Origin of the sequence: Paenibacillus sp. IITD108, assembly GCF_036541265.1 — a bacterium.
Taxonomy (GTDB): Bacteria; Bacillota; Bacilli; order Paenibacillales; family Paenibacillaceae; genus Pristimantibacillus.
In genome coordinates this window covers 185,948-212,550 of the sequence record NZ_JAZHCT010000007.1, presented here as the reverse complement: position 1 = coordinate 212,550, position 26,603 = coordinate 185,948, and the positions used below count along the sequence as shown (strand labels likewise).

General features: G+C 43.9%; 27 protein-coding genes and 1 other annotated feature. Of the genes, 10 read left to right on the top strand and 17 right to left on the bottom strand.

The window, feature by feature from the left end:
• Nucleotides 1-2: 2 nt before the first annotated feature.
• Nucleotides 3-371 carry a hypothetical protein gene (locus V1L65_RS08910; RefSeq protein WP_331698774.1) on the bottom strand — a complete coding sequence of 123 codons (369 nt, stop codon included), beginning with the start codon at nucleotides 369-371 and terminating at the stop codon, nucleotides 3-5.
• Between the two features lie 156 nt (nucleotides 372-527).
• Nucleotides 528-756 (top strand) — a binding site (T-box leader).
• Between the two features lie 122 nt (nucleotides 757-878).
• Here V1L65_RS08910 and V1L65_RS08905 point away from each other — a divergent pair.
• Nucleotides 879-2,405 (top strand): 2-isopropylmalate synthase, encoded by a 1,527-nt coding sequence (locus V1L65_RS08905; protein ID WP_331698773.1) that lies wholly within the window; start codon nucleotides 879-881, stop codon nucleotides 2,403-2,405.
• Between the two features lie 71 nt (nucleotides 2,406-2,476).
• Here V1L65_RS08905 and V1L65_RS08900 read toward each other — a convergent pair whose 3' ends face one another.
• Nucleotides 2,477-3,478 carry a YeiH family protein gene (locus tag V1L65_RS08900; RefSeq protein ID WP_331698772.1) on the bottom strand — a complete coding sequence of 334 codons (1,002 nt, stop codon included), beginning with the start codon at nucleotides 3,476-3,478 and terminating at the stop codon, nucleotides 2,477-2,479.
• Nucleotides 3,479-3,653: 175 nt separating this feature from the next.
• On the opposite strand from V1L65_RS08900, the gene V1L65_RS08895 reads away from it, so the two are divergent.
• Together V1L65_RS08895 and V1L65_RS08890 are read left to right on the top strand one after the other, a co-directional pair.
• Nucleotides 3,654-3,983, top strand: coding sequence for a tRNA-binding protein (locus V1L65_RS08895; RefSeq protein WP_331698771.1), 330 nt, complete (start codon nucleotides 3,654-3,656; stop codon nucleotides 3,981-3,983).
• Nucleotides 3,984-4,297: 314 nt separating this feature from the next.
• Nucleotides 4,298-5,050, top strand: a complete 753-nt coding sequence (locus V1L65_RS08890) for a YheC/YheD family protein (RefSeq protein ID WP_331698770.1) — start codon at nucleotides 4,298-4,300, stop codon at nucleotides 5,048-5,050.
• Between the two features lie 61 nt (nucleotides 5,051-5,111).
• Here the strand turns inward: V1L65_RS08890 and V1L65_RS08885 are convergent, their stop codons facing one another.
• The 8 genes from V1L65_RS08885 to V1L65_RS08850 all read right to left on the bottom strand — a co-directional run bounded on the left by V1L65_RS08885 (nucleotide 5,112) and on the right by V1L65_RS08850 (nucleotide 12,720).
• Complete coding sequence (locus V1L65_RS08885; protein WP_331698769.1) at nucleotides 5,112-5,861, bottom strand: DeoR/GlpR family DNA-binding transcription regulator; 750 nt, start codon at nucleotides 5,859-5,861, stop codon at nucleotides 5,112-5,114.
• A gap of 130 nt (nucleotides 5,862-5,991) precedes the next feature.
• Nucleotides 5,992-7,194 (bottom strand): carbohydrate kinase family protein, encoded by a 1,203-nt coding sequence (locus V1L65_RS08880; RefSeq protein WP_331698768.1) that lies wholly within the window; start codon nucleotides 7,192-7,194, stop codon nucleotides 5,992-5,994.
• A gap of 26 nt (nucleotides 7,195-7,220) precedes the next feature.
• On the bottom strand, nucleotides 7,221-8,369 hold the full coding sequence (locus tag V1L65_RS08875) for a Gfo/Idh/MocA family protein (RefSeq protein WP_331698767.1): 1,149 nt from the start codon (nucleotides 8,367-8,369) through the stop codon (nucleotides 7,221-7,223).
• Nucleotides 8,362-9,213: a class I fructose-bisphosphate aldolase gene (locus V1L65_RS08870; protein WP_331698766.1), complete on the bottom strand. Its 852-nt coding sequence runs from the start codon at nucleotides 9,211-9,213 to the stop codon at nucleotides 8,362-8,364. Before V1L65_RS08870 ends, V1L65_RS08875 begins: the two co-directional genes overlap by 8 nt.
• Before the next feature lie 166 nt (nucleotides 9,214-9,379).
• Complete coding sequence (locus V1L65_RS08865; RefSeq protein WP_331698765.1) at nucleotides 9,380-9,802, bottom strand: VOC family protein; 423 nt, start codon at nucleotides 9,800-9,802, stop codon at nucleotides 9,380-9,382.
• 27 nt (nucleotides 9,803-9,829) lie between these two features.
• Nucleotides 9,830-11,503, bottom strand: a complete 1,674-nt coding sequence (locus tag V1L65_RS08860; RefSeq protein ID WP_331698764.1) for an ABC1 kinase family protein — start codon at nucleotides 11,501-11,503, stop codon at nucleotides 9,830-9,832.
• Between the two features lie 54 nt (nucleotides 11,504-11,557).
• Nucleotides 11,558-11,881, bottom strand: a complete 324-nt coding sequence (locus V1L65_RS08855) for a phasin family protein (RefSeq protein ID WP_331698763.1) — start codon at nucleotides 11,879-11,881, stop codon at nucleotides 11,558-11,560.
• A gap of 146 nt (nucleotides 11,882-12,027) precedes the next feature.
• Entirely contained in the window at nucleotides 12,028-12,720 is a 693-nt protein-coding gene (locus V1L65_RS08850; protein ID WP_331698762.1) for a Crp/Fnr family transcriptional regulator, read from the bottom strand.
• 312 nt (nucleotides 12,721-13,032) lie between these two features.
• Here V1L65_RS08850 and V1L65_RS08845 point away from each other — a divergent pair, with 312 nt between their 5' ends.
• The 4 genes from V1L65_RS08845 to V1L65_RS08830 all read left to right on the top strand — a co-directional run bounded on the left by V1L65_RS08845 (nucleotide 13,033) and on the right by V1L65_RS08830 (nucleotide 15,547).
• Complete coding sequence (locus V1L65_RS08845; protein WP_331698761.1) at nucleotides 13,033-13,620, top strand: TetR/AcrR family transcriptional regulator; 588 nt, start codon at nucleotides 13,033-13,035, stop codon at nucleotides 13,618-13,620.
• A 256-nt stretch (nucleotides 13,621-13,876) separates the two neighbouring features.
• Nucleotides 13,877-14,203 carry a PadR family transcriptional regulator gene (locus tag V1L65_RS08840; protein ID WP_331698760.1) on the top strand — a complete coding sequence of 109 codons (327 nt, stop codon included), beginning with the start codon at nucleotides 13,877-13,879 and terminating at the stop codon, nucleotides 14,201-14,203.
• Nucleotides 14,200-14,760 (top strand): DUF1700 domain-containing protein, encoded by a 561-nt coding sequence (locus tag V1L65_RS08835; RefSeq protein ID WP_331698759.1) that lies wholly within the window; start codon nucleotides 14,200-14,202, stop codon nucleotides 14,758-14,760. Before V1L65_RS08840 ends, V1L65_RS08835 begins: the two co-directional genes overlap by 4 nt.
• A complete protein-coding gene (locus V1L65_RS08830) occupies nucleotides 14,753-15,547 on the top strand; it encodes a DUF4097 family beta strand repeat-containing protein (protein ID WP_331698757.1) in 795 nt (264 codons plus the stop codon). The genes V1L65_RS08835 and V1L65_RS08830 overlap by 8 nt, the downstream gene beginning before the upstream one ends.
• A gap of 127 nt (nucleotides 15,548-15,674) precedes the next feature.
• Here V1L65_RS08830 and V1L65_RS08825 read toward each other — a convergent pair whose 3' ends face one another.
• The 5 genes from V1L65_RS08825 to V1L65_RS08805 form a co-directional block, all read right to left on the bottom strand.
• Nucleotides 15,675-16,610 carry an N-acetylglucosamine kinase gene (locus tag V1L65_RS08825; RefSeq protein ID WP_331698756.1) on the bottom strand — a complete coding sequence of 312 codons (936 nt, stop codon included), beginning with the start codon at nucleotides 16,608-16,610 and terminating at the stop codon, nucleotides 15,675-15,677.
• 16 nt (nucleotides 16,611-16,626) lie between these two features.
• The gene (locus tag V1L65_RS08820) at nucleotides 16,627-17,778 is read right to left on the bottom strand and encodes an exo-beta-N-acetylmuramidase NamZ family protein (protein WP_331698755.1); all 1,152 of its coding nucleotides are present in this window, start codon (nucleotides 17,776-17,778) and stop codon (nucleotides 16,627-16,629) included.
• A 48-nt stretch (nucleotides 17,779-17,826) separates the two neighbouring features.
• Complete coding sequence (murQ, locus tag V1L65_RS08815) at nucleotides 17,827-18,741, bottom strand: N-acetylmuramic acid 6-phosphate etherase (RefSeq protein WP_331698754.1); 915 nt, start codon at nucleotides 18,739-18,741, stop codon at nucleotides 17,827-17,829.
• A 226-nt stretch (nucleotides 18,742-18,967) separates the two neighbouring features.
• Nucleotides 18,968-19,831: a MurR/RpiR family transcriptional regulator gene (locus V1L65_RS08810; protein ID WP_331698753.1), complete on the bottom strand. Its 864-nt coding sequence runs from the start codon at nucleotides 19,829-19,831 to the stop codon at nucleotides 18,968-18,970.
• A 186-nt stretch (nucleotides 19,832-20,017) separates the two neighbouring features.
• Nucleotides 20,018-20,344, bottom strand: coding sequence for an antibiotic biosynthesis monooxygenase (locus V1L65_RS08805; RefSeq protein ID WP_331698751.1), 327 nt, complete (start codon nucleotides 20,342-20,344; stop codon nucleotides 20,018-20,020).
• Between the two features lie 207 nt (nucleotides 20,345-20,551).
• Here V1L65_RS08805 and V1L65_RS08800 point away from each other — a divergent pair, with 207 nt between their 5' ends.
• From V1L65_RS08800 to V1L65_RS08790, 3 genes are read left to right on the top strand one after another with little or no spacing between them, the layout of a single operon-like run.
• A complete protein-coding gene (locus V1L65_RS08800; protein ID WP_331698750.1) occupies nucleotides 20,552-21,418 on the top strand; it encodes a class I SAM-dependent methyltransferase in 867 nt (288 codons plus the stop codon).
• A complete protein-coding gene (locus V1L65_RS08795) occupies nucleotides 21,415-22,152 on the top strand; it encodes an RluA family pseudouridine synthase (RefSeq protein WP_331698749.1) in 738 nt (245 codons plus the stop codon). The genes V1L65_RS08800 and V1L65_RS08795 overlap by 4 nt, the downstream gene beginning before the upstream one ends.
• Nucleotides 22,153-22,158: 6 nt before the next feature.
• Entirely contained in the window at nucleotides 22,159-23,409 is a 1,251-nt protein-coding gene (locus V1L65_RS08790; RefSeq protein WP_331698748.1) for a CapA family protein, read from the top strand.
• A gap of 111 nt (nucleotides 23,410-23,520) precedes the next feature.
• Here the strand turns inward: V1L65_RS08790 and V1L65_RS08785 are convergent, their stop codons facing one another.
• Both V1L65_RS08785 and gyrA read right to left on the bottom strand, forming a co-directional pair.
• Nucleotides 23,521-23,928 carry a MarR family winged helix-turn-helix transcriptional regulator gene (locus V1L65_RS08785; RefSeq protein WP_331698747.1) on the bottom strand — a complete coding sequence of 136 codons (408 nt, stop codon included), beginning with the start codon at nucleotides 23,926-23,928 and terminating at the stop codon, nucleotides 23,521-23,523.
• 205 nt (nucleotides 23,929-24,133) lie between these two features.
• On the bottom strand, nucleotides 24,134-26,602 hold the full coding sequence (gyrA, locus tag V1L65_RS08780) for a DNA gyrase subunit A (protein ID WP_331698746.1): 2,469 nt from the start codon (nucleotides 26,600-26,602) through the stop codon (nucleotides 24,134-24,136).
• Nucleotide 26,603 lies beyond the last annotated feature (1 nt).

Genomic DNA, 26,603 nt, shown 5'->3' with positions numbered 1-26,603 from the left:
CCTTATTTGCTAAAATAATAAGCTGCTGTCTCCTCAATTTCTTTATTCAATTGTACTTGAGAGTCATGGTCATTATGACTGATAATTCTGCCTGCTAAAAAAGGCTCGTCCGGACCATTGAAGACGAGAAGGCCTTCTCCGCCAGCTGTCTTGTACTGCTGCATTTCGAAGGTTCTTTCTCCCGACATTTTAACACCAATTACTTTTTTTGCAGCGCTAATCTGCTTAAAAGCTGTAAAGACAAATGAAATCCGGTTGTTTGCGGAATACGATATATAATAAAAGGCAATCAAAAGCAGCACGTCAATCTTAAAAAAAGGATACACAGCGCCAAATAATGCAGCATCATTGCCCAGTTTGGCAGCTTTCAATTCTGTACAGGAAAAACAGCAAGCTTAACGAAGGAACGACCGCATCGTTGCGCATCCCTTTTCGGCGGCAGAAAAACAATCCATTTAAAAAAATATTATATTTATGACTTGACAAAGCAAAAAATGGTCAATATAATAAGCAATAATTTCAAATCATCAAATGTACCGATTAGAAATAGTAAATATGTATTGACTTATCAGAGAGCCGCTGGGTGGTGCGAAGCGGCAGGTTGAACATATTGAACTCGTCTATGAACAGTTGCCTGATATGTAGGGTCAACCGGAATTCCACCGTTACAGGGATAGATGGTGATAGCCATCGAATTGAGCTCATTCCTTTTGGGAATGAATTAGAGTGGTACCGCGGGTTAACCTCGTCTCTATAACAGAGATGAGGTTTTTTTGTTTTCAATTGAGGCTGCGCGCGCTGTAAATTGATTTCGAATCATGCTGCTTAACCCTTCAATTAAGCTTTATTTTAATTAAAATACTTAGGAGGCGTTACCTATGACAAGAAATATAATTGTATTTGATACAACGCTACGCGATGGCGAGCAAGTTCCAGGAGCAAAACTGAATATGCAGCAAAAGATCGAGCTTGCCGCTCAATTGAAAAGACTGCAGGTTGACATTATCGAGGCTGGCTTCCCCGCCTCCTCTGCCGGAGACTTCAAAGCCGTACAGGAAATAGCACGCACAGTGGGCGATTCTGTATCGATTACTGCTCTTGCCAGAGCCGTAAAAAGCGATATTGATGCCGTCTATGAAAGTGTTAAATTGGCGCAAAATCCATTCATTCATATCGTGCTTGGCACCTCTAATATTCATGTCGAGAAAAAGTTCAGCCGATCCAAGGAAACCGTTATGCAAATGGGAGTAGATGCGGTGAAATATGCCAAGACGTTGCTGCCTGAAGTGCAGTATTCTACGGAGGATGCATCACGGTCAGACTTTGAGTATCTATGGAGCACCATAGAAGCAGTCGTAAAAGCCGGGGCCACGATTATTAACGTGCCGGATACTGTCGGCTATGCCGTTCCAGAAGAATTCGGCCACCTTATTTATCGCATAAACGATCGCCTTAAAAACTTGAACGACAAAGTAATTCTAAGCGTACACTGTCATAACGACCTTGGCTTGGCAACAGCCAATACGCTTGCAGCTATTAAAAATGGCGCTCAAAAAATTGAAGTGACCATTAACGGGCTTGGCGAACGCGCCGGCAACGCTTCTCTCGAGGAAGTTGTTATGGCGATGAAAGTGCGCGAAAATTACTATCAATGCGCCACAAATATTAATACGAAGGAACTGCTGCGCACTTCCAGACTCGTTACGCATTTAACAGGGCTTGATGTTCAGGTTAACAAAGCGATTACCGGCGAGAACGCCTTCGCGCATTCATCCGGCATACATCAGGACGGCCTGCTTAAAGATAAAAATGTTTATGAAATTATGTCACCCGAAGATGTCGGCGGAGAAAGCATGGAGCTTATTTTAACCGCCCGCTCCGGCCGTCACGCTTTTCGTAACGCTGTAGAAAAAATCGGCTTCAATGTGCAGGATGGGGAAGAATTCGAAAAGCTGTTTGCCAAGTTTTTAGCACTGGCTGACGCGAAGAAGGAAGTTTATGATCATGATGTATTTTATCTCGTAACGAATCATCGCACGATCGATACAAGCAATAGCCAGCTGTTTGAGCTTGCCTCCTTCCAAGTCGTTACGAATGACCTGCATCCTACTGCTACTGTCACTCTGTCCAAAGGCAGCGAGCATTCTACAAGCAGCGCTGTCGGCGACGGGCCAATCGATGCGCTTTACAGCGCCATCAAGCATGTGGCTGATATAGATGTGCAGCTTAAGGATTATAAAATAAGCAGTCTTTCCCGAGGCAAGGAAGCAATTGGCCGCGTTAGCATTAGAATTGAAGTGGATGGTAAAACATATTCCGGCCGCGCCAGCGATACAGATATAATTAAAGCGAGCGCTATCGCCTTTCTTAATGGTATTAACGCCGCTGTTCTTGATCAGCATTAATAGAAGACAAAGAGAAGACGGGTGCATCCTGTACCCTCTTCTCTCCTTCCCTTATTTAGAAGTTATTCAAATTACAGCTTTCCGGTCAAGGCTAGAACGATCAAGCTGACACCTGACACAACAAACCATACGATTAATCCTAGTAAAATCGGCTTTACACCTGATTTCATCATTTTGCGAAAATCTGCGCTAAGCCCTATCGCTGTGAGCGCCATAACGATCATAAACTTCGCAATGATGTCTAAATAACGCAGCATTTGATCGCTAAACAAACCTGCTGTATTCAAGAATGACGCTGCAAGAAACCATATAATAAACCAAGGGAAAACCTTCGTCACACGAAATGTGCCGGTCTGCTCTTCGCTTGCCTGCCTGCTTTTTTTAATGCCTACAATAATAGCTAAAGCAAAGCAAATAGGAATAATCATTGTCGTTCTTGTTAGTTTGACGATAGTGGCATAAGCTCCTGCAGCGTCGCTATAAATATAACCTGCAGCTACTACGGAAGACGTGTCGTTAATAGCTGTGCCTGCTAAAAGCCCAAATGCAGCATCCGACATGCCAAGCCAGTGGCCGATAGCCGGAAATGTAAGAACTGCGACAATATTAAATAAAAATATAGTGGAAATGGAATAAGCGATTTCAATTTCGTCCGCCTCAACGATTGGCGAAACAGCGGCTATCGCTGATCCTCCGCATATTCCTGTGCCAGCACCGATCAAGGTTTGCATTTTTAACGGTATGTTCAAGAGTCTGCCGACCCCATAAGCAGCTATAAAAGCAGATATCAAGCTAATAAGCATGAGCAAAAACGATTCTGATCCAGTACGCCAAACCTCCGTTAAACTGAGTCCGCAGCCTAAAGCAATAATGGACCATTGCAGCACTTTTTTGGAGCTGAATTGGATGCCTGCCTGTGTATATGCCGGCTTTCTCAACAAATTATTAATAAGAACGCCTATTAATATGCCAAATACAGGTCCGCCAACAATCGGCACTAATGAACCTAGCCATGTTGAGAAAAGTGCGAGCAATAAGACGAATATAAAACCCGGCGCTATTTTTTTTATCACTACCAAATTAATTCTCCTAGCCTGGGACGTACGAGAAAGCCCCTTCTTTCTGTTAATATTTCCCAAAGAATATGTAAAGCTTGTAACTAATCATACTATACATTTGTCCGAATCGTTTTGTAAATATTTATATAATGCTATACTGTTACTACAACTATTAGAGGATGGTATTTATATGGCTACTTTTGATGATTTTTTAAAACTGGATATTCGTGCAGGTCAAATTGTCCAAGCCGAGCCGTTTGCCAAAGCACGCAAGCCTGCCTATAAGCTGTGGATTGATTTTGGCGAGCAAATAGGAATTAAAAAAACAAGCGCACAAATAACAGAATGCTATTCATTAGACGAGCTTATCGGCGTGCAAGTGCTCGCCATCGTCAACTTTGAACCGAAGCAAATTGCCGACTTTATGTCGGAGGTGCTTGTTCTTGGTGTATATGCGGAGAAAGGCGTCGTGCTAATTCAGCCTGGACAAGCAGTCCGAAATGGCGACCGGCTAGGCTAATAAAGCTTTTAAAATTAAATATACAATTATTAATTAATGTACCCTGCTTATGCAGGGTATTTTTTAAAATATAGGAAAGTATGTTTTCACCTTATACTTGTTCCTATATTTCACCGAGAAACGGCACATCCTTAGCCAAGGACGCGCAGCGTTTCTTCTTGGTCGGTCCCAGCTGTGACCGCAGTTAGGTGCTACACTATTTTTTCATATTTAAGCGTTTTTAGACTTTCATCCAATTCATTAGAACGAGCTGCGAATAACATAACTAGTAATGTTTGAGCTTTATTAATACGTCTGATGAGGGAGCAAAGCTAATGAGACATAAGTATATTCTTAGTAAAATGAAAAAGGAGCGTCCATTAAAACAGGATTCCGAGCTTTCTAAGCATGTTCCTGCAACGAGATGGCTGAATTCCGCAAATTTAATATCTATGCTCAAAAAATATTCCACACTTTACGTCAAGCCTGACACCGGTTCTTCCGGCCGCGGCATAATTCGTATTAAAAGGCTAAGCGATTCGACATGCCTCATTTCCTCCAAAAATGGCACAGTAAAATGTGCTATAAATGATGCCATGAAGATACTGAAAAAAAGAATGCTGCGTAACAAAAAATATATTGTCCAGCAAGGTATTTCATTGGCAAGCTACAGAGGACGCCCCTTTGATTTTCGCGTAGTGCTGCAGTATACAGATAAAAAGTGGAGCATCACTTGGATGAGCGCCAAGGTGGCAAGCAGAAAAAATGCAGTAGTGACAAACGTTGCACAAGGAGCAAAAGACAAAAAGATAGAGCCGACGATAAGCGGAGCCGACCAAAATTTCCAAACTGATAAAGTCATGTCCGAGCTGAGGGCTATATCTAATCGTATTGCCAAAAAATTAGGCTCGCGTTTTCCAGTTGGCATATTAGGACTGGATATGGGGATTGATAAGAAAGGAAAAATATGGTTTATCGAAGCGAATACCAATCCTAGCTTTCATGGGCTAAGAAAGCTGGATCCTGTGCAATACAGGAGATATTTAAGAGCAAAAAGAAAAATGAGAAGAAGCGGAATGATAAAATAGTTAATAGCTTGTTATATTTTTAAGAAGCAGACCTGCAGGTCTGCTTCTTTGTTTTTTCTGCTTATACCGTTACAACATTCACGCCAGATTGCTGCAAGCCGGCCAGCAGATGCGGATCGGCAGCCTGATCCGTTACAACATGCTGGATCTCACTTTCAGGAGCAAATATAAATAGCTGGTTTGTGCCGAATTTAGTATGATCCAGCACAATATAGCTTTCTCTTGCGTGCTTTATAGCAAGCTTTTTAATTTCTACTTCATACAAATTTGAATTGCTGAAGCCTTGCTGCGGCGTATAACCGGTGGCTCCAAGAAACACGCGGTCGAATCCCATTCTGGCAATTGTTTCGGTCGTAATCGGGCCTACCATGGAGGCTGTAGCCTGGCGCAATATGCCTCCCGTCAAAATAACCTGGACGTTGGCATTCAAAAGCTCGGTTGCTACGTTGAGTGCATTGGTCACGACAATAATATCAGGAATTTGCGTCAAATTGCGGGCAACCTGCAAGGTAGTCGAACCGCTGTCAATAAAAATAGATTCCCCGGGCTTTACGAAAGCTGCCGCTTGCTTGCCAATGCGTATTTTCTCATCCATCAGCACACCGGAACGAACCTGCAGCGTAACATCCTTGCCAATCCATACAACTCCGCCAAAAGTACGCCGAATATCGCCCAGCTTCTCCAGCTTTTCCAAATCTCGGCGAATCGTCATTTCCGTTACGTTGAAGCGATCCTTCAGATCGCTTATTTTTAGCTCATTTTCCGCTTGTATTTGATCCAGCATTTGCTGCTGTCGCGTATTTAAGTTCATTATTATACCCGCCATAATTATTTAATCTTTCAGTTCTATAATATTATTGATCATATACCGTTTGCTAAACGCTTGCAACACATGCTGACAGCTTACTAGAAAACGCAAGCCGGCTGGCCAGTGCTGCGTTTCATAAACCGTTCCTGTCCTCCGGCCCTCTCCATAGTCCCAGCAGATCATCATATTGCCAATCCGTAAGCTCAAGCAGCTGCTCTCTTTGTCTCCAGCCCTGCGCCAAGCGCTTCTCCACGGCCTCCCATTTTGGAACGCCGCTTGTCGCATCCGCTTGCTCCACATTGCATGCACCGACCGCGACCGCGCTATGCAAAGCCTGCTGCGGTTCCAGGCCCTTTAATATTGCTGTCAGGAAGCCTGCAATTGTGCAATCGCCAGCGCCTGTCGTTCCAACAACTTGAACGTGGTAACACGGAATTAACAGCTCGCGCCCTAGCCAAGCACTGCTGCTTGGCGCGCAGGCTCCCATCGCTTGAATACGCTCCTGCCTTGCAGTCGTACGCATATATAATCCATGCTCGCCTAGCTTGATCGCCACGACTGCGGCTCCAAGCCCGATTAACCGGTCTGCAAGCGAGGACAGCGTTGCCCCGTCTATTGCGTTGAGCATACGGCTGCCGTATTGATCCTCCAACTTCTCAAATTCAGCAGGGTCCAGCATATACAGCACCTCTTCAAAGCTAGGCAAAAATAAATCCGTATGAGGAAGGATACGCTGCAAGATGCCAGTCCAATCTGCTTGGCCAGCGTCAGAATCAGGGTCAGGCTTCGCAAGATCCAATGAGGTTGTAATGCCGAAAGACTTTACCCTGCGCAATAAAGCCTCCAGCTCTGTACCGTCATTTGTATACATCTTGCGCATGAGCGGAGGGTAGCCAAAATGAAAAAGCCGCACGCCTTCCAGCTTCTCGCTATCAACATCTTTACTTTCAAACGTATCATTCGTCCCGGTATGATGCAGAAAAACGCGGTCAAATCCGGGCGGACTTATAACGACTGTATAAGAGCTGTTCTCTCCTTCAGTAACGATCATTCCATCAGATAAGCCAAAGCCTGATTCCTGCAATAAATTCAATATAGCTTGGCCGAACTGATCCTTCCCCACTTTGCCCATCAAACGAACGGAGGCTCCCAGTCTGTGCAAGGCTATCCCTGTATTGGACACCGCCCCGCCAGTAGCGGTAAGTGCAGCGCCCACATCAACGAGCTTGCCAGGCACAAACAGTTTATTCAAATCGCTTGGCTGGTGCCGAATAGTCGGAATGATGTCTAAGCAGATATGGCCTGCTACAACAACATCTGCCTTTTGCTTGGACATATTAATCCCTCCAGCGTGCTTATCATTTAGTAAAGCTTAACCGTCTGTCCCGTTCTATTTGATTCCAGCGCTGCTGAAAATAGCGCGTGGCTGGCTGCCGTTTCCTCTGGTGTCGCACAATAAAGCGGCTGATTAACCGCGCCATGGGCCGCTTCATCACAAAACGCTGCCCACATTTGCAAGATGGAATCGGAGAAGCCAAACTCAAATATGGATCCCGTTATGCTGCTGTAAGCCGTCTGATACGGGGCGTCCATCACATGCCACGCTTGAGGACCGCCTGAAGTATAGGGAAGTGAAGCAATTTGTTTCGGATTTTTCGTGTTAAACTCTGCTGAAAACTCCGTACCGCTTATTTTAAGAAACCATGTATTGGCATGGCCAGGCGCTATGCGCTTCATCGAAAGCACCATCGGAAAAGTGCCAGACTGCTCATTTGACACCTCACAAGCCAAAATCGCATTATCCCAAGTCTCGCAAGGGACCATTACACCTGTATGATCCGGTCTTTCACTCACAACCTTGGACAGCAGAGCGCGCACATTATTAGGCTTCCAGCCTAAGCGAAGAGGCAAATGCAGCACATGCATGCCTAAATCGCCCATACAGCCATATTCACCATTCGTGCTGACTTTCCTCTTCCAATTAATCTGTTTATTCGGATCCAAATCACTGGAATGCCAGAAGCCCGCTTCCACTTCAATAATTTTACCGAATCTGCCTTCCCTCACCCATTGGCTCAGCTGATAAGCGCCAGGGAAGAAAGGAAATTCCGAAGAACAGCGCACGAGCACATGAGGATTACGTTCAATTGCATTCAAAATAGCAGCATTCGCCTTCTGATCTATGCCAAACGGCTTCTCCCCTAGCAAATGTTTGCCTGCTTCAATAATATCAATATATATTTGCTGATGGAGATGGTGCGGTACAGCGCAATAAACAGCATCTACCTCTGGGTCAGCAAGCAAATCCTTATAATCAGTATAAGTTCGTTTAACAGAATCAATATGCGCAGTAAACCACTTTGCTGCCTCTTCATTCGCATCGCATACAGCTGTAATTACAGGCTTCACATCCACAGTTGTCAGATGGCACCATCTTGCTGCCGCACTGGCAAACTCCTTGCCCATCAATCCGCAGCCAATAACGCCGAAACGCAATATGCGACTAGACATTAGCGGCCTCCCCTTTCAAAACAGCTAACGCTTCGTCCAGTGAAGCACCGTTATGTACAATAGACATAAGCGCTGAAGTCATGCCCGCCGGATTAGGATGCTGGACGACGTTTCGACCGTAAACGATACCTGCTGCACCCTGCTTCATCAGCTCAACTGTACGGCTTAATATCTCCTCGTCGCCCGCGCGTCCGCCACCGCGAACAAGCACAGGAATACCTGATGCCACTTCAATTACTCGATGATACTGCGTCACATCATCACAAGGATCCGCTTTAATAATATCAGCACCTAGCTCCACGCCCTGACGTACAAGCGGCATAATTTTTTCTATATCACCGTCAACCATATATCCGCCCTTCACATCGTTTGGCAGCATAACTAGCGGCTCTACCATTAGAGGCATGCCATATCTCTCACACTCAGTCTTTAATTTTGCTATATTTCTTACACATTGATGATGGAGCTCCGGCTGCTCCGGAAGCAGCAATAAATTTACGCATATCGCTACCGCATCCATACGGACAGCATGCTCTACCGCTTGATCAATCAATTCGCTAAACAAGGTGCGGGGAAGCTTAGTGCCATAAATATTTGCAGCATCCGTTCTTAATACAAGACCCGGCTTCTTCTTGCCCGGAATATCTTTATAAATTCTTGCCTGGCCCAAACTAAGCTGAATGCAGTCAGGATTAGCCTGAACGACGGTATCAATAGCTTGCTTCATATTTTCAATGCCGGATAAAAAAGAATACTCATTAAAAAATCCGTGATCGATTGCAACGTCAAAGCATTTGCCATCCTCTGCAAACATGCGATTTAATCTAGCTGTTACCGCTGACATAACTCCATCTCCTCCAAATGTTATTTTACAACACTTACTATAACCTGTTTCGACTATAATGTCCATATACAACTTCCTAAATGTTATAAACGAACATTTTATTTCACAAAAAAGCAGTATTACAGTCATTTACTGTAACACCGCCTTTTAAATCAGCACATTAGCATTAAAAGTCGCCCATGCCTAAATTAAACTGCCAGGAAATGCCGAATTTATCGGTTACCATACCATAGTAACTGCTCCAAAATGTCTCTTGCAGCTCCATGCCGACTTGTCCGCCAACCTTTAGCTTATGAAACGCAGCTTCAATTTCTTCCTTGCTGTCAGTTACAATAGAAAGCGAAATATTATTGCCTGCTATAAATGGCATGCCGGGAAACACATCCGAAAACATCACATTGCTTCCGCTTATATTCAGCCTTGTATGCATAATTAACGATTTTGCTTCCTCTGGCAGCGGATAATCAGGATGCTGGGGAGTTTCGCCAAACGTCATTATTTTGGGCATCTCCAATTCGAACACCTCTGCATAAAACTCCACTGCTTCTCTGCAATTCCCATTGAAATTCAAATATACATCTACCGACATCACCATTCACTCCTTTTCGTGTTTTAGCTAAAATCTGCCGGATCGAAAAATAGCAAATATTAACCATAAAGCAAGTATACCAGAAATGGACAAGCCAATCTCAACGATTGGGAAGTTCCATATTTCCGAATGCTGATTGCTAATAGCAGATCCAATAATCAAGCCTACCATAATAATGCTGAACGAAAGCAGCACGATGCTGAGCGATATTTTATTCGTAATTTGATCCATTTTATTTAAAACCTGAGCCAATTCCGGAGTAGTAATATCAAGCTTCAGCTTTCCGCGCTGCAAAATGGTGCTGAGCTTTTTCAGGTTTTTAGGAATTTGCGACAGCAATTCTATAAAATCAGGAATTTCCTCCATCCATTTCAATCCGATACGAACCGGGTTGAGCTGTTCCAGAAACAGGCGCCTGCCATATGGTTCTGCTACATCTATAATGCTTATAGCAGGATCAAGCATCGTTACTACACCTTCCAATGTAAGCAGCGCTTTTCCTAATACCGTTAATTCCACGGGCATTCGTATTTGATGCCGAAAAGCAACACCTAGCAAATCATTGACAGATTCTCCGATACTTACGTCGCTCAACGGAATTTCGTAGTACTTGTCCCGCAGCTTATCGATATCGGCAAGCAGCTGGTCCTCATCAGCGTCCTCCGGTACGATGCCCATCTTGGATATAGCCCGCAATATGCCTTTGGAGCTCTTATTCCGCAGGGCGATAACCAGAGAAGCGAAATGGCTCTTCATATTGATGGACAGTCTGCCAACCATTCCAAAATCAAGCAGACATATCGATCCATCCTGCAGCACTAGCACATTGCCTGGATGCGGATCGCCATGAAAAACGCCATCAATTAATATTTGATGCAGCATTAAGGAGGCGTATTGATACGCAAGCCCGCTTTTGTCTATACCGGTCTCTGTCAGACTTTCCAAATCAGAAAGCTTTATTCCTTTCATCAGTTGCATCGTTAACACTTTGCGCGTGCTATAAGAGGAATAAATAACTGGAACATGAACATTCTCGTGCTTGGCGCATGTTTTGGCAAACTTTTTTCCATTTTCCGCCTCAGCAGAATAATCAAGCTCCTCTTTTAACGAGCGTGCAAGCTCTGCCACAACCTCCTGCAATCTGTAGCTGCTAGCCCATTCGAAATGGCGCTCAGCTATTGCCGCCAACTCTTTAAGCATCTCAAGATCAGTTGCCATATTCGCTGCTATGCGCGGGCGCTGCACTTTTACGGCGACAGCTGTCCCATCCCATAATCTCGCCTCATGAACCTGGCCGATCGAAGCGGATGCTATAGGTGCTTTGTCAAAAGCTTGAAACAGACTGTCAATACTGGCTCCAAGCTCTGCTTTAATAATGCGTTCGACATCGTCGTAAGGGAAAGGAGCTACTTTATCCTGCAACTGCTGGAGCTCCATAATTAACTCGGCTGGCAGCAAATCTGGGCGCGTACTTGCAATTTGGCCAAACTTAACATAGGTCGGCCCTAAATCCTCAAGAATATGTCTAATTCTTTCCCATACGGAATGCTTCTGTTTTTCCTCATAATCGTTTTTTTGAAATTTAAGAATGACGTTAGGCAAGCCGAGATCATGAATGAGGAATCCAAACCCGTTGCGCATAAGCGCAGCTGCAATATGATGATATCGCTGCAAATGACGAATTTTTTTGTTCATGCTCATGTTCATTCCCACCTTCCGTCGTCATGACTGGCATTTTCTTAAAAGTTCGGCTGATCAGCTTTGCATGGATTGCTCCAGCTTTTCAATTCTTGCCGTTAAGGCTTGCAGCTCTTCCTTCGTGGCAAAGTCATTGCGGACGGCTTGATCATTCAGCTTGTTTTTAACGATCGTTTCTAAACGGCCTCTCAGCTGCTCGCCCTTTTCTACCATTTCATTAACGACCGATGCCGACTCCTCCCTGCTAAGCTCACCTTTTTTTACAAGCTCGTCCACAGCCTTTTCAATTTGCTCCTTGCTTTCTACAACGATGCCTAGGCCTAATGAAACCGCTCGATTGACAAAATCCTTCATCTGATTCGCTCCTTTGTTAAAAGACATGGAAAGTCTCTCCTAGCTTTCCACATTTCGTAATTCCCATACTCTGATTTAAAAGAAGTGTTATATTAGACGAAGCTAGATGAGCCAACAAAAAAAAGCTGACGATCTCGTCAACTTTTTCTATAGCGATGAAGTCCGCTTATCATTTAAAATTCGTCACCTAGCAGCTGCTTGAATTTTTCAATATCATAAATAAATATTTTTTTCTTATCAATTCGAATAATGTTTTGACTTTGGAGATCAAGCATAAACTTGGTTACCGTTTCCCTGACCGTACCGCTCATATCAGCAACTTGCTGATGGGTGAGCTTTAAATCGATCAAAACGCCGGACCCTGATTTCAAGCCATGCTTTTCAACGAGGCGATACAAACCGTTCACGATTCGTTTACGCGCATCGCGAAAAGTAAGATCCTTTATAAGCTCATTGGAAGCCCGCAAGCGCTCAAGCGCAGTATACATAATTTTAATTGCGATTTGCGGATTTTTATTCATAACCCATGTAAAATCTTTTCGTTTAAGCACATACAATACAGACTGCTCCATAATCATTGCAGAGGCTGAGCGTGTCTGTTCATTTTCTAAAACAGCCATCTCCCCAAAAAAGTCGCCTTCCCCGAATAAAGCCAAAATAATTTCTCGAGTATCACTTTCTTTATATATTTTCACGACACCGCTTTGAATGAGATAAAACTCATCACCCTCGCCTCCTTCTAGAAAAACATTCGTACCCCGATCATATTTGCGAGTAATCAGCAAAGAAGCTACTTTTTCCAATTCTTCTATTTCAAGATTTGCAAAAAAAGGAACTTCCCTCAAAAAGGCAATCGTTTTATCCATACTTCTTTCAAACCCCTCTCTTCATGTTGCAACAAACCGCTATAAAAATATAAAATAATAGCATTCTTTTTAATATATTTTATCATTCATTTTTAAATAAAGTAATTCATTCCGCAATATATTTGCTTCATCCAGAATAATTGCTGCGCATCCTGTTACAGGCATGACTACTGACTATCAATAAACAGTTGATACAGCAAGGCTTAACGGTGATGGAATCACGATCCATTATTGGTAAAAATGAATATTAATTTCTTGAATTTTGCACTTGATTTTACTATAATTAGATAAAAGTTAATGCGGAGGACAAGAATGACTCAGAAACAAGACGAATCCAAAAAGAGAATTCTTGATGCTGCCAAAATTTGTTTTGCGACAGAAGGCTTTAGCGGGACATCCATTCGTAAAATTTGTGAAATGGCCGAAGCCAATCTTGCACTCGTATCCTACTATTTTGGCTCAAAGGAAAAACTTTACCTTAGTGTAATTGATTATTTATATCATGATACGGAGCAGAAGCTTGCTTATATGGATAATATTCAAGACGCTAAAGCTGCACTGCATAGATTTATAGATATATTTTTACATATGCGCGCGCAAGACAAACAATTCCTTATGCTGCTCAAACATGAACTATCCTCTGGGAGTTCCCGATCTGAAGCCGTCAGCAAAATCATTACCCCCTATTTCGACCGTCTCAAAATGATTTTAATGAAAGGCAAGGAAGAACATGTTTTTCGGTATAATTCACTCAATTTAATGCTGTCCTTTATAGCCTCATTACTAATCTTCCCTGTTTATGATACGTTTCTTTTTCCTGAAGCTGTTTTTGAGCCGCAGGAAATTCAACAGGAGGTTAACGACACTACACAGTTTGTGCTTGCCGGCTTAGGCTGCTGACCTTGGCGCACACACTTATCTCAGCCATTATTATTTAAACCTTTTAATTATTGAACTGCTTCACCTCAGAAGCGCAATAGTTAAAAGGTTTTTTTTACGTATAGCTAGTAACAGCCAACTGCAGCTGCACCCATTTTATATTAAATATCATTCAGTACCTTGCATTGAACAGTACCATATGTTATGCTCTTCTTAATTCGTACTAGTCATGACACAGTATTGTTCAATGAACAGTAGTGAAGGGAGGAAGCATTTCGTGAATGTACAATTTAAAAAAGGCGTATTAAACTTATGCGTGCTGGCATTGCTGGATCAACAGGATCGCTATGGCTATGAATTGGTCCAAATGATCTCCGATCAGATAGAAATTTCGGAAGGCTCGGTCTATCCCCTTTTGCGCCGTTTAATGAAGGAAGGCTATTTGACCTCCTATCTGAAGGAATCGTCAGAAGGCCCTCCCAGGAAATATTACACGCTAACGAAGGAAGGACGAAGCTACTTGAATGATCAGCTGCGTGAGTGGATGACTTTTACAAACGGAGTGAACACATTAATTGCTGAGGGGAGAACAAAATCGGTATGAATAAGCCGGAATTTTTTCAACAGCTTAATAAGCTGTTAGCTAAACTGCCTCATAATGAAAGGCAGGAAATACTGCAGGATTATGAAGAATATTTCACCTTTGGACTGCACGATGGCAAGACGGAGGAGCAAATGATATCTGCACTGGGCTCGCCAAAGCAAATAAGTAAAGAGCTGCTCGCCGCCTATCATATAGAACGCGCTACCTCAACTACTACAGCTGGCAATATGCTGCGTGCGACATGGGCTGTCATTGGTCTCGGCTTTTTCAATTTAATTATTGTGCTTGCACCTTTTGCCGCATTGCTTGGACTTGTTGTTGCAGGCTGGCTGGCGGGCATCAGCTTCGTATTGGCGCCATTGTTTTTCTTGTTTAACATCATTATTGATTTCGAAATGTTTAATTTATTTGAATTGTTTATTTCATTGGCGCTATGCGGCCTAGGCTTTTTTATCATTATTGGAATGGTTACGGCAACAAGAGCGATTAACAATAGCTTCATTAAATATCTCAAGTTTAACATGAGGCTTGTCAAGGGAGGACTTCAAGATGAATAAATTCAAAAAAGTATCAATTATCGCGCTCTTGCTGCTGATTATAGGATTGGTTGGGGCCATCGCTACAAATAGCGAACAGAACCGTCAATTGCCTGTGCAGGAAATTGAAATTAAAGATCCGAATTACAAGCAGATTGAACTATTAACCTACGATGCCAAGGTAGAGCTTTTGCCAACTAATCGAGCCCATGCCTATATTGAAGTATCGGGTCATAAAACGAATAAAAAATTGTCCGTTTCCGTTCAAGATTCGCTTCTATTCATTAAATACGACAATAAGCAATTTAAGCTGTTTAACTTTAACGTTTTTCCAAAAACAGAAGCTATTAAATTATTTGTGCCTGCAAAGCAATACGAGCAAATTAAAGTCAGCAAGCATGACGGCACACTGCTGATCGAGCAGCTTGAAGCGGAGCAATTAGTTATTACAGGGCGCGATGGGCTTATTAGATTGAAAAATACGGTGGCAGCTCAAACGACGATTAAAGGCAATGACGGTATACTTGAGCTGGAAGAAGCGGCTGGCGCAATTAACGCCGATATGAAGGACGCTATTATTAAAATGCATACAGCGAAGCTGCAGTTTCCGATCAGTCTTGCCGCAAGAGATGGTCTCATTCAGTTAACGGTCGTTGACGAGCCGGAAAATGCATTTATTAGCACTAGCATTCAAGACGGGTTAGTATCGCTATTCGGAGAAAGAAACTCAAGTATGCTATATGGCAATGGCGAAACAAAAGTAAATTTGAAGCTGAATGATGGAAAAATTACAATAAAGCGCCAATAGCCTTAATATTGCAAAAAAAGAGCGGACAACCGCTCTTTTTTGCTTAAAAAGTATAAGTTTTTTCACCTTATAATCTGTTCTTATATTTCATCGGTAAACGTGCCCGTCCAAAGGACGGCGGAGCCGTTTATCCTTGATTTATATTTAATTGCTCTGCTGCGAGCAGAACCGCGCCAAAAGCCGCATCCTGCTTAGCCGGATAGCACAATATTTGCGGATAATGCATAAGCAATTGCTCCACTACGGCCTTTTGTATCCGATTATTTTTTAGAAGAACACTGCCTGCAAAAGCGATAGGCGCGCCTTCCTCAGCACCGAACTGGTTCATAATTGGAATCACAAGCTCGACCAGGGAAGCAGCGCTCTTGTCTGCAATTTTCAGTGCAGCATGATCATGCGCATCTAGTGCAGCAGACAGCAATGGAGCTATCGCGGCAATATCCCCTTTACTCGTTGACGGTGCATAAACAAAACCGACTATTTCTTGTATCGTGCTCAGCTGCAGCTTTTCAAAAACAAGCTGTTGAAAAATGGTTGGCTCTGCTCTGCCATCGCTTGCTTGCAGCACTGCGCTAAGAATATCGCGCCCTATACTGTAGCCGCTTCCTTCATCATCAAGCAAATAGCCGAAGCCTCCTACCCTATGCATAGAGCCGGATTTGCTTTTGCCAAAGCAAATAGAGCCTGTACCTGCAATTAAAATGACGCCTGAGCTCCCTTTGCCAGCACGATGCGCTCCATAAAGCGCGGTTACCTGATCTCCAACAATCGTTAATGGACCTGTATATCCCATCTCACGAACAAATTTCTCCAGCTGCGCCTTGACCAATGGATTGCTGATGCCTGCTGCACCAATAGCAGCATATTTGCAATCCGCCCAATCCATATTGCGTGAAATCATTTGACTGGCAATATCCTGAAAGCTTTGCTGTACTCCCGCTTCAGATTTCCCGTTAAGATTAATCGCTCCTGCCGAAAAACGGTGAAGCTCCGTTAATTCCAGGTCAGCGATAACGACTTCGGTTTTAGTTCCGCCGCCATCTATTCCTATAACATAACTCATTCGCTACACATCCTGACTACTTGTATAGATGGTAATCTTTTTTCATCGCTGCAAAACGCTCGCTTTCCTCTGAAAACTGCTCGCGAAGCTCAGCCGCTGTCCCATTATGCTCACGTAATATTTTGTCACCAGCCAAAAGATCGATAAATGGACGAGAGCCTTCTTTAATAGGTGGAAGAAATGAAAATTGCTCGGTCTGCTCTTTCACAGCAAATAACAGCTCTAATCCAATATTGACGGATTGAACGGCCTTTCTGTCCAGCACATGCAGCTGCACGCCTTGGCATAATATGCCCGCATGCTTGGAAAAGGAAGGTCTGAAGTATGCCGGGCGGAAGTGTACGCCTGCAAACTTCTTGCTATTCATTGCGGCAGCGAGCTTAACCGCATCAATAAAAGGAGCTCCGATCATTTCAAAAGGGAATGTCGTTCCGCGGCCTTCAGAAATATTAGTGCCTTCAAACAGGCAGGTGCCTGGATACAGCAATGCAGCGTCAAATCTTGGAATGTTCACAGAAGGCTGTATCCATACCTTTCCTGTGTCAGGAAACTGCAGCTCTCTGTTCCAGTTGGCCAGCTTGGCTACGTGAAGCTTGCAGCCGTAATTCATTTGATCATTGACCATAAGTGCTATTTCGCCGCAAGTCAGCCCGTATCTCATTGCAAGCGGATAATTTCCTACAAAGGATTGAAAGCCGTCCTTCAGCACATTGCCTTCAACCGTAACGCCATCCAATGGATTGATACGATCCAGTATAACCAGTTCTCTGCCTAATCGCGCGCAATCCTCAATCATATAGATCATTGAATATATATACGTATAAAATCTGGTGCCTATATCTTGAATATCATATACAACTACATCTACATTATCCAGCATTTCATTCGTTATACGCTTTGAATCTTTGCGATACAAGCTGTATACAGGAACCCCTGTAGCCGGGTCAGTATAGGTATCGATAAGCGCGCCGGCCTCTTGATCTCCTCTAACGCCGTGCTCAGGCGAAAACAATGCGGTCAGCTCATACCTTTCATGAATAATATCAATCGTGGAGCGCAAGCTAGCATCCACTCCGGTTGGCGAGGTGAGCAGGCCAATTCGCTTGCCTTGCAAAATAGAATGCACCTCAGAGAGCTGATCAATACCATTGCCAATAAATGTACTCATATATAAGTCCCCTTCCGCATTAAGCAAAATCATTCATGGAATAGACGGTTAATTGGCAGCATGATGATGCTGGATCGCCTGCTTCAAACGGCCTTCATGCAGTTCCAGCTGCTGTTTGGCCGCATCTGCATCAAGTCCGGTTTTTATCATCATAATGGCCAGCTTGCTGCTTAAAGCGGCCTGCTCCAAATAGCTTGCCGCAGTATCATAATCGACGGCAGTTACATTTCTAACGATGCGAATGGACCGGTCATAAAGCTTCTTGTTGCTTGCTTTCAAGTCAACCATTAAATTATTATAGGTCTTTCCCAGTTTAACCATTACGCCAGTAGACAGCATATTGAGCACAAGCTTCTGAGCTGTGCCGGCCTTCAAACGAGTCGAGCCCATAATGACCTCCGGACCAACGACAGGCGCAATGCAAATTTCACATGCCTGCTCAAGCCTCGAATGCTTGTTATTTACGACACTGATGGTCAATGCTCCCATTTGACCCGCTTTCTCTAATGCAGCTATTACAAAAGCAGCGCTTCCTGATGCAGATATGCCAATGACAGCATCCTTGCTCGTAACCCCGCATTGTTCTATAAGAGCCATACCTTCTTCAGCATTATCTTCAAAGCCTTCGACTGCGGTACGCAGTGCAATATCTCCACCTGCAATATGTCCCTGCACTAATAGAGGGTCCGTGCCGAACGTCGGCGGGCATTCAGAAGCATCCAGCACGCCTAATCTGCCAGAAGTGCCTGCTCCGACATATAGCATTCGGCCGCCATTTTTTAGAACTTCATATAGTCGATCGATAGCTTCTGCAATTTGCGGTATTTCGGACTCAACAGCAGCTGTCACTTTAGCATTTTCACGGTTGATCAATTGCAGCATTTCTTCTGTCGTGCTTTCGTCAATCATACCCGTCGCTTCATTAATCTCTTCCGTGGTCAGCCCTGCAAAGTATTCATTCATAAAATCATTCCCCTACCTAGATAATATACGCGAAAACTGCTGTAAGCTGATTTTTCTTACTTTTCCCCTTATATACATCGTAATATTGGGACTGATTTCTTGTCAATAGATTTTGAAATTTTATTTTATTATAATATATTATTCTGATATTTTATTTTAAATAAAAAGAGACATTATTTCTGCTGAATAATGTCTCTCATCGTGTAATTATAATGGCAGGTCTCTTTTAGTTTTTGTGCTTGCTTGACAGTATATTATGTGTCTTGGTTAAATACTTTTTAACATTTTGATATTCTGCGCTTGCTACGCCTGCAAATAAAATATCAATTACAGTAAGCATAGCGATACGCGAACCCATTGCTCCGCTTCTTATTGAAATCTCAGGCGTCGATATACTGAGCACAATATCGGATTTGTTGGCGAGCTCACTTTTATTATATCTCGTAAGCGCAATGGTATGAGCATGATTCTTTCTAGTCGTTTCTAATGTTTCTAAAATATCGGACGTATCTCCTGAATTTGAAACAAAAAATGCAACATCATCACGGCCAAGCAGCGTAGCTGCTGTCAACTGGCTGTGGCCATCTGTATAGGCATGGCACATTTTATTAATTCTTGAAAACTTTTGCTCGGCATCCATACATACTAGTCCAGAGGCCCCAATGCCGAAAAATACGATTCTGTTGCATTTAATAAGTAAGTCGACGGCTCGGGCAATTTCGTTGCGATCGATAATACTTAATGTATCCTCAATCGATTTGCTGTTATTGTGACAAATATTTGCAATGATTGTAGTCAATTCATCCCCAGGCTGAATATCCGTATATTGATCTTTCTGTTCCTCATCCATAGAACCGATTGAAGCAGAGATGCTTACAATAAAAGCTCTGTAGCCGCTATAGCCGAGCGATTTGCAAAAACGAAGCACAGAGGCATCGCTTGTTTTGCTCGCAATCGCCAGATTTTTAATGGACAAATGCGGTATTTCATCTAAATTTGCCAATACGTACTCCGCTACCATTTTTTCTACCGGAGTGAGGCTTTCTTTCATATCACGTATTTTTATAAGAATATTGTCATTTATCGCCATTTTGACTACCTACTCACATTAATTATTTTTCAACTCTATTATATCAGCCTAAAATTTTATTTCAATTCACATTTCTTCATTAATAGTAGCAAAGCCAAATGGCTTTAGCGGAATGTAGAACAAAAAAAAGAACGCGTTGCCCGGATGCTTCATCCAGGATGCGCGTTCTTGCCTTGCAACTTCCTATTATGGCGTATAAGTTCCTGTACTCGTAGCCTTTACATTATACATTTGGACAGATGACTCTATAACATACTCTGGCGGCTGCTGTCCTCTTTTTTCACGGTGCCCCGCAATATGAACCGGACTTTTCTCCCAGTTTTTCCAATCCTCTTCCGACTCCCAGCGAATCATCGCCACTACTTCCTCGCTATCCTTGCTGCGACGATTAACCATAACGGTGCGATCGATAAAGCCCTTCATTTCATCGACAGCCCCCTGACGGCTAAATCTCTCTATCACTTCATCTGCAAAACCAGGCTGAACAACTATTTTCCTTAATTGAATAAGCATTGCATTTCCTCCTTTATGAACAGCGCTGCATAATCTTCCTTTGTATCTCTTCCATATTATGATATCGATAACGATTCTCAATGTCAAATAATTTGCCATTTCCAAGCATATATTCGCTATTATTATTCGACTTTCATTGCTTAGACGTTCCCGCTTCGATATAATGAGCGAAGATATAAATTATTGTCGAGGAAGGAATTAATAACGATGTATGTTGCAAACAACTGGACAGATTATGAAGTATTGGATACGGGAGACGGAGATAAGCTGGAACGCTGGGGAACTTATATCCTGCGCCGTCCGGATCCGCAAATTATTTGGCCTATAGCCAATGAAACAGGACTTTGGAAAAAAGCCGACGGCCATTATTTCCGAAGCTCTTCAGGCGGCGGCAATTGGAAGATGAATCCTTCCCTGCCTGAACGCTGGACGATCTCCTATGAAGATCTATCCTTTCATATAAAACCAACCAATTTCAAGCATACCGGTTTATTTCCAGAGCAAGCTGTCAATTGGAGCTGGATGATGAACAAAATCCGCAGCGCTAATCGTCCGATCCGCGTGCTGAATCTGTTCGCTTATTCAGGCGGAGCAACCGTGGCAGCTGCCAAGGCGGGCGCTGAGGTATGCCATGTTGACGCTGCCAAGGGGATGGTGCAGTGGGCCAAAGAAAACGCCCAGCTATCCGGCTTGGAGTCGGCTCCAATCCGATATATTACTGATGATGTATTCAAATTTGTTCAACGCGAGCAAAGACGCGGCAGACAATATGATGCGATCATTATGGACCCTCCGTCTTACGGACGCGGACCACAGGGCGAAACATGGAAGCTGGAGGACAGTCTTTTCCCATTTCTGCAAACATGCACCACTATATTATCAGACACCCCTTTGTTTTTGCTTATTAATTCTTATACAACAGGCCTGTCCCCTTCGGTCCTGCACAATTTGCTGCATATGACGATGAAGGCAAAGTACGGCGGCCAAATTAATTGCGGTGAAATTGGATTGCCGATTACAGCATCTGGACTGCACTTGCCTTGCGGCATTTTAGGACGGTGGGAAGCTAATTGATCCCTATTCCTATTATTTACGAAGACAACCATTTGCTAGTGGTTGAAAAGCCTCAGGGCATTCCTTCCCAGGAGGATGAAACGAAGGATACCGATATGCTGACGCTGCTTAAAGAGGACCTTAAGCAGCGTTACAATAAGCCTGGCAATGTGTACTTGGGTTTGGTGCATCGGCTGGACAGGCCGGTTGGCGGCGCTATGCTGTTTGCCAAAACATCTAAAGCGGCTTCCAGAATGTCCGAGGCCGTGCGCAGCAGGCAATTTGACAAAACCTATCTATGTGTTGTCAATGGCCAGCCGCCAGCCAAGGAAGCTGCGCTTGTGCATTATTTGCGCAAGGACACAAAACGCAATCACGTCACCGTGTTCAACAAGCCTGCCCCTGAAGCCAAGGAAGCTATTCTTGATTACCGGGTTATAGCGATTAAAAACAATTCAAGCCTGCTCGCCATTTCGCTCCATACTGGACGATCACATCAAATTCGCGCACAGTTTGCCCATATCGGCTGTCCTTTAGCAGGAGATTTAAAATATGGCAGACAGGGCAAGTCATCCGCGTTATCAACGATTGCGCTTTGGTCAACCTCTATAACCACAGCACATCCCGTTACAAAACAAACGATGACTTTTCAATCCATTCCAAAAGGAATTCATGTGTTTGCTGAATGGTCGGAGGACGAGCTGCAAGCAGCAGCAACAGCCTATCTATCTTCAATACATGCTGAAGGGAATTAAGATGGAATGAGAAGAAAAAGAAGAAAAAAAAGATTTCTGCTCAAAACGATCATCTCTCTAGTGCTTGCAGCGCTAGTTTACGGTGTTGTTTACTTGGCTTCTGATCTAATCGATAAACAAAATGAAAACACTCCAGGCAATGACTTGACGGTCAATACTTCCAGCACGCCAAGCATAGTGCCTACAGCTGCTACGCCTGAGCCAACGCCAGAAGCTCCCGTATTTCAAGAAGCGGTCTGGGTCGGTGTCGGCGATATTATGAGCCACTCGCCGCAGCTGCCAGGCGCTTATATTAAAGCGGAAGACCGTTATGATTTTGATCCCTTCTTCAATGAAGTGGCGCCAATTCTTAAGCAGGGCGACTGGATAATGGCAAATTTAGAAACACCAGTCGCAGGCGCTGATATTGGATATTCCGGTTACCCGACGTTTAATGCGCCGAATGAGCTGGTCGAAGCGCTGCAAAATGCCGGCTTCAATTTGTTGACGACGGCCAATAACCATTCCCTCGACAAAGGCGAGCGGGGCATACTGCGCACACTGGAGCTGCTGCAGAAGCTTGGCTTGCAATATGTAGGCACGGCTGCATCGCAGGAAGAAGCGGAAAAGCTTTTATTAGTGGAAAAGAACGGCATCGTGATGGGGATCTTATCCTATACGTATGGTACGAATGGCATTCCGATCCCTGCCGGAAAGGATTATCTTGTTTCATTAATCGATGAAACAAAAATTAAAGCGGATATTCATAGAATCCGAGAGGCCGGCGCCGATGTCGTTACAGTAGCCTTGCATTTTGGCACAGAGTATCAGACGATGCCTAATGAAGAACAAAAAAGACTGGCACGCTCCCTTGTAGCTGCTGGTGCAGACATTATCGCAGGCTCTCACCCCCATGTGCTGCAGCCTTATGAGCTTGTTGAAACAGTTGATGACAACGGAAATGCCAAGCAAGCTGTAATCATATATTCTATGGGCAATTTCATCTCCAATCAACGCGGCAACTCCAAGGATTACGGAGCCATATTTAAAGTGAATATACGTAAAAATATGACGGACAAAACGATTGAAATTTCAGATGTCGAAGTGACGCCAACCTGGGTGCACCGCTACAAGCCGGATCAGCATTACAGATATCGCATTTTGCCTGTAGAAGAGACGATAGCTGCTTCTTCAGACAAGCTGCTGAAGCCTTCTGATTATGAAATGCTGAAAAAGGATTTTGATATGCTTGTAAAAAGGCTGGAGGCTCTAAAATAAAAATTATGGTGTAAAGCTCCCGGCATTAACAAAAAAGCTGATCAGCCTCTCTCTGCTAATTGCAGTTAAAGGTTGATCAGCTTTTTAATTATCGGCAGCTTGCAGTGGCATTTATGAGCTTTTGGCAACCTTGCCTAATAAATAGACAAGCAGCTGTTGATTATGCTCGGATATTCTGTCCAGGGACTCCGAAATCAGCGAGCTCCTGACAAGTCTTCCGCGCTCCGTTTCCTGCTTTCCTTTCTCAGATACGCTAATCCATACTACACGCCGATCCTCTTCATCCCTGGTGCGAACAATAAGCTCATTTCGTTCCATGCGATCCAGCAGCGTAGTAATGGCTGCAGGAGAGGTAGATAAATGTTGGATAAGATCAGACGGCTTTAACGTCTCAGCTTCCAATATTAGCTCAAGCACATTAAGCTGTCCCTCCGTCAATGGCGCAAGCGCCTGCTCCAAGCTCAGCTTCCAATCTCTCGACATTCTGGTCCATAATCGTGTGAAATCATCAGCAATCATGCTATTCACCCGCTTCCTATCAATTTCCGCGTTATCTACTTTTAATTATAGCAATTGATAATGTCGAATAAAAGATTAACGCGATTAATAGTTTCAGTCAATTGCTGAGGTATTCGTTCACTCCATGACAGATTGAGACAAGCATACTGTCGTTTTTTGTTGCTTAAACGATTATGCTTGTCTCCAAAAAGTTCATGTCTTCTCTTTAATTATTTTCCGCTCCTGCTTCCATCACATAGGAAGGCTTTTCAAACGTAACTTCAATTGCTTCCTTCTTATCCACTGCAAGCAGCTGCTTTCCTACAGATTTCCGATCCTCAATCGGCGCTTTTTCCGAGGAAGCCTCAAGCTTTGTATTGTGGTTCGTTATCGCTATAATATGTTTTTCTTCTGTGCAATAAAATGCCGCTGCAAGAACCGTACCATTTGGACGGACTCGCTTGCCTTCTTTAAACTCAAACGTTGGAACGCCTTTACCGCCTCTGCCTTGAATCGGATAGTCCAGCAGCAGGGTGCGCTTCGCATAGCCTGAATCCGAAATGACTAACAGCTCTCCTTCGTCGTCTGCTACCCATAATGCAGCAATGACTTCATCATCGCTTTTCAGCTGGATGCCTCTTACACCGGAAGCGACGCGCCCCATTGTATTAACTTCACTCTCAGCAAACCGGATGCTCATGCCATCCTTTGTGACCAGCAAAAGCTGCTTCATGTTGTCGCTTAGAGCAACCTTAATTACTTCATCCTGATCCGCAACCTTGCAGGCGGCAATCGAATTGGAACGAGTCGTAAAATAATCCTTTAGCTCAGACCGCTTTACCTGCCCGCGCTTTGTAACAAAAACGATCGTTTCTGTTGACTGCTGAATATCTTTAACTGGAATGACCTCGACAATACTGTCTTCCTTTGGCAGCGGTACAATATTTACGATAGCTGTTCCGATGTCCTTCCACTTGAACTCCGGTATCTGGTGAACAGGAAGCATATAATACTGCCCTTTTTTTGTGAAAATAAGCAGATTGTCCAATGTATTTACCGGCAGCACCTGACGAATCATATCGCCTTCCTTCACACCGGAGCTTTCTATATCACCGCCGGATCTTGTGAAGGACAGCATGCTTGTCCGTTTCATATAGCCGTCCTCGCTTAATGTGACGAGCACTTCTTCCGCATTGACAAGCACCTCTACATTTACTTTAAGCTCTTCTACCTCGCCGCGGATCACTGATCTGCGATCAATGCCGAATTTGTTTCTAATTTCAGTCAGCTCGTCTTTGATTACGCCGATGAGCTTTTTTTCATTTTCCAAAATAGAACGCAAGTAAGCGATTCGCTTCATCGCTTCCTTATGCTCTTTTTCTAAAGAGGTAATCTCCAAATTAGTAAGACGATACAGCTGCAAAGTCAAAATTGCATCCGCTTGGCGCTCCGTAAATTGGAACAGCTTTACTAAATTGTTTTGGGCATCCGCTCTATTTTTGGAAGCTTTGATAGCAGCGATAACTTCATCCAGTATATTTAACGCTTTTACGAGCCCTTCCACGACATGAGCACGGTCTTCCGCCTTCTCTAATTCATAGCTCGTTCTGTGCGTTATAACTTCCTTCTGGTGCTCGATATATGCAGACAGCATGTCCTTAAGACCCAGCTGCATCGGTGTCTTGTTGACAATCGCCACCATATTGAAATTGTACGTCACTTGCAAATCGGTACGTTTCAACAAATAAGCGAGAATGCCTTGCGCATCCGCATCCTTGCGCAGCTCAACAACGATTCTAAGACCGTCCCGGCCGCTCTCATCACGTACCTCTGCGATTCCTTCTACCTTGCGTTCAATTCTTATGTTTTCCATCGCCGTTACTAGTCTTGATTTTACGACGCCATACGGTATTTCAGTAATAACAATTTGCTGCTTTCCGCCGCGCAAATCTTCAATCGCTGTTACCGCACGGACATAAATGCGGCCCTTGCCTGTACGGTAAGCTTCTTTAATGCCTTCTTCTCCCATAATAATGCCGCCCGTAGGGAAGTCAGGCCCGCTCACATATTGCATCAGCTGCTCTAGCTCCAAAGCCGGCTTTTCCATTAATGCAACCGCTGCATCAATAACCTCGCGCAAATTATGCGTAGGAATTTCTGTGGCAAAGCCCGATGAAATGCCGCTAACACCGTTAACAAGCAGATTAGGATATCGAGATGGCAGGACGACAGGCTCTTTCGTTGTATTGTCAAAGTTATCCTTAAACGCCACCGTCCGCTTATCAATATCTCTTAACAGCTCCATAGCAATGCTCGATAAACGTGCTTCCGTATAACGCATTGCAGCTGCCGGGTCATCATCCTGCGATCCCCAGTTGCCATGACCGTCAACAAGCGGATGCGCCATCTTCCAAGGCTGCGCCATCCGCACCATACCTTCGTATATGGACGAATCGCCGTGCGGATGATAATTACCCATTACGTCGCCGACTGTTTTGGCTGATTTGCGGTAAGGCTTATCCGGCGTGTTGCCTGCATCATACATCGCATATAGAATACGCCTTTGTACAGGCTTCAAGCCATCTCTCACGTCGGGAATAGCCCGATCCTGAATAATATATTTTGAATAGCGACCGAAACGATCACCAACAATTTCTTCCAAATAAGCAGGCAAAAACTGCTCTAGAATGCTCATG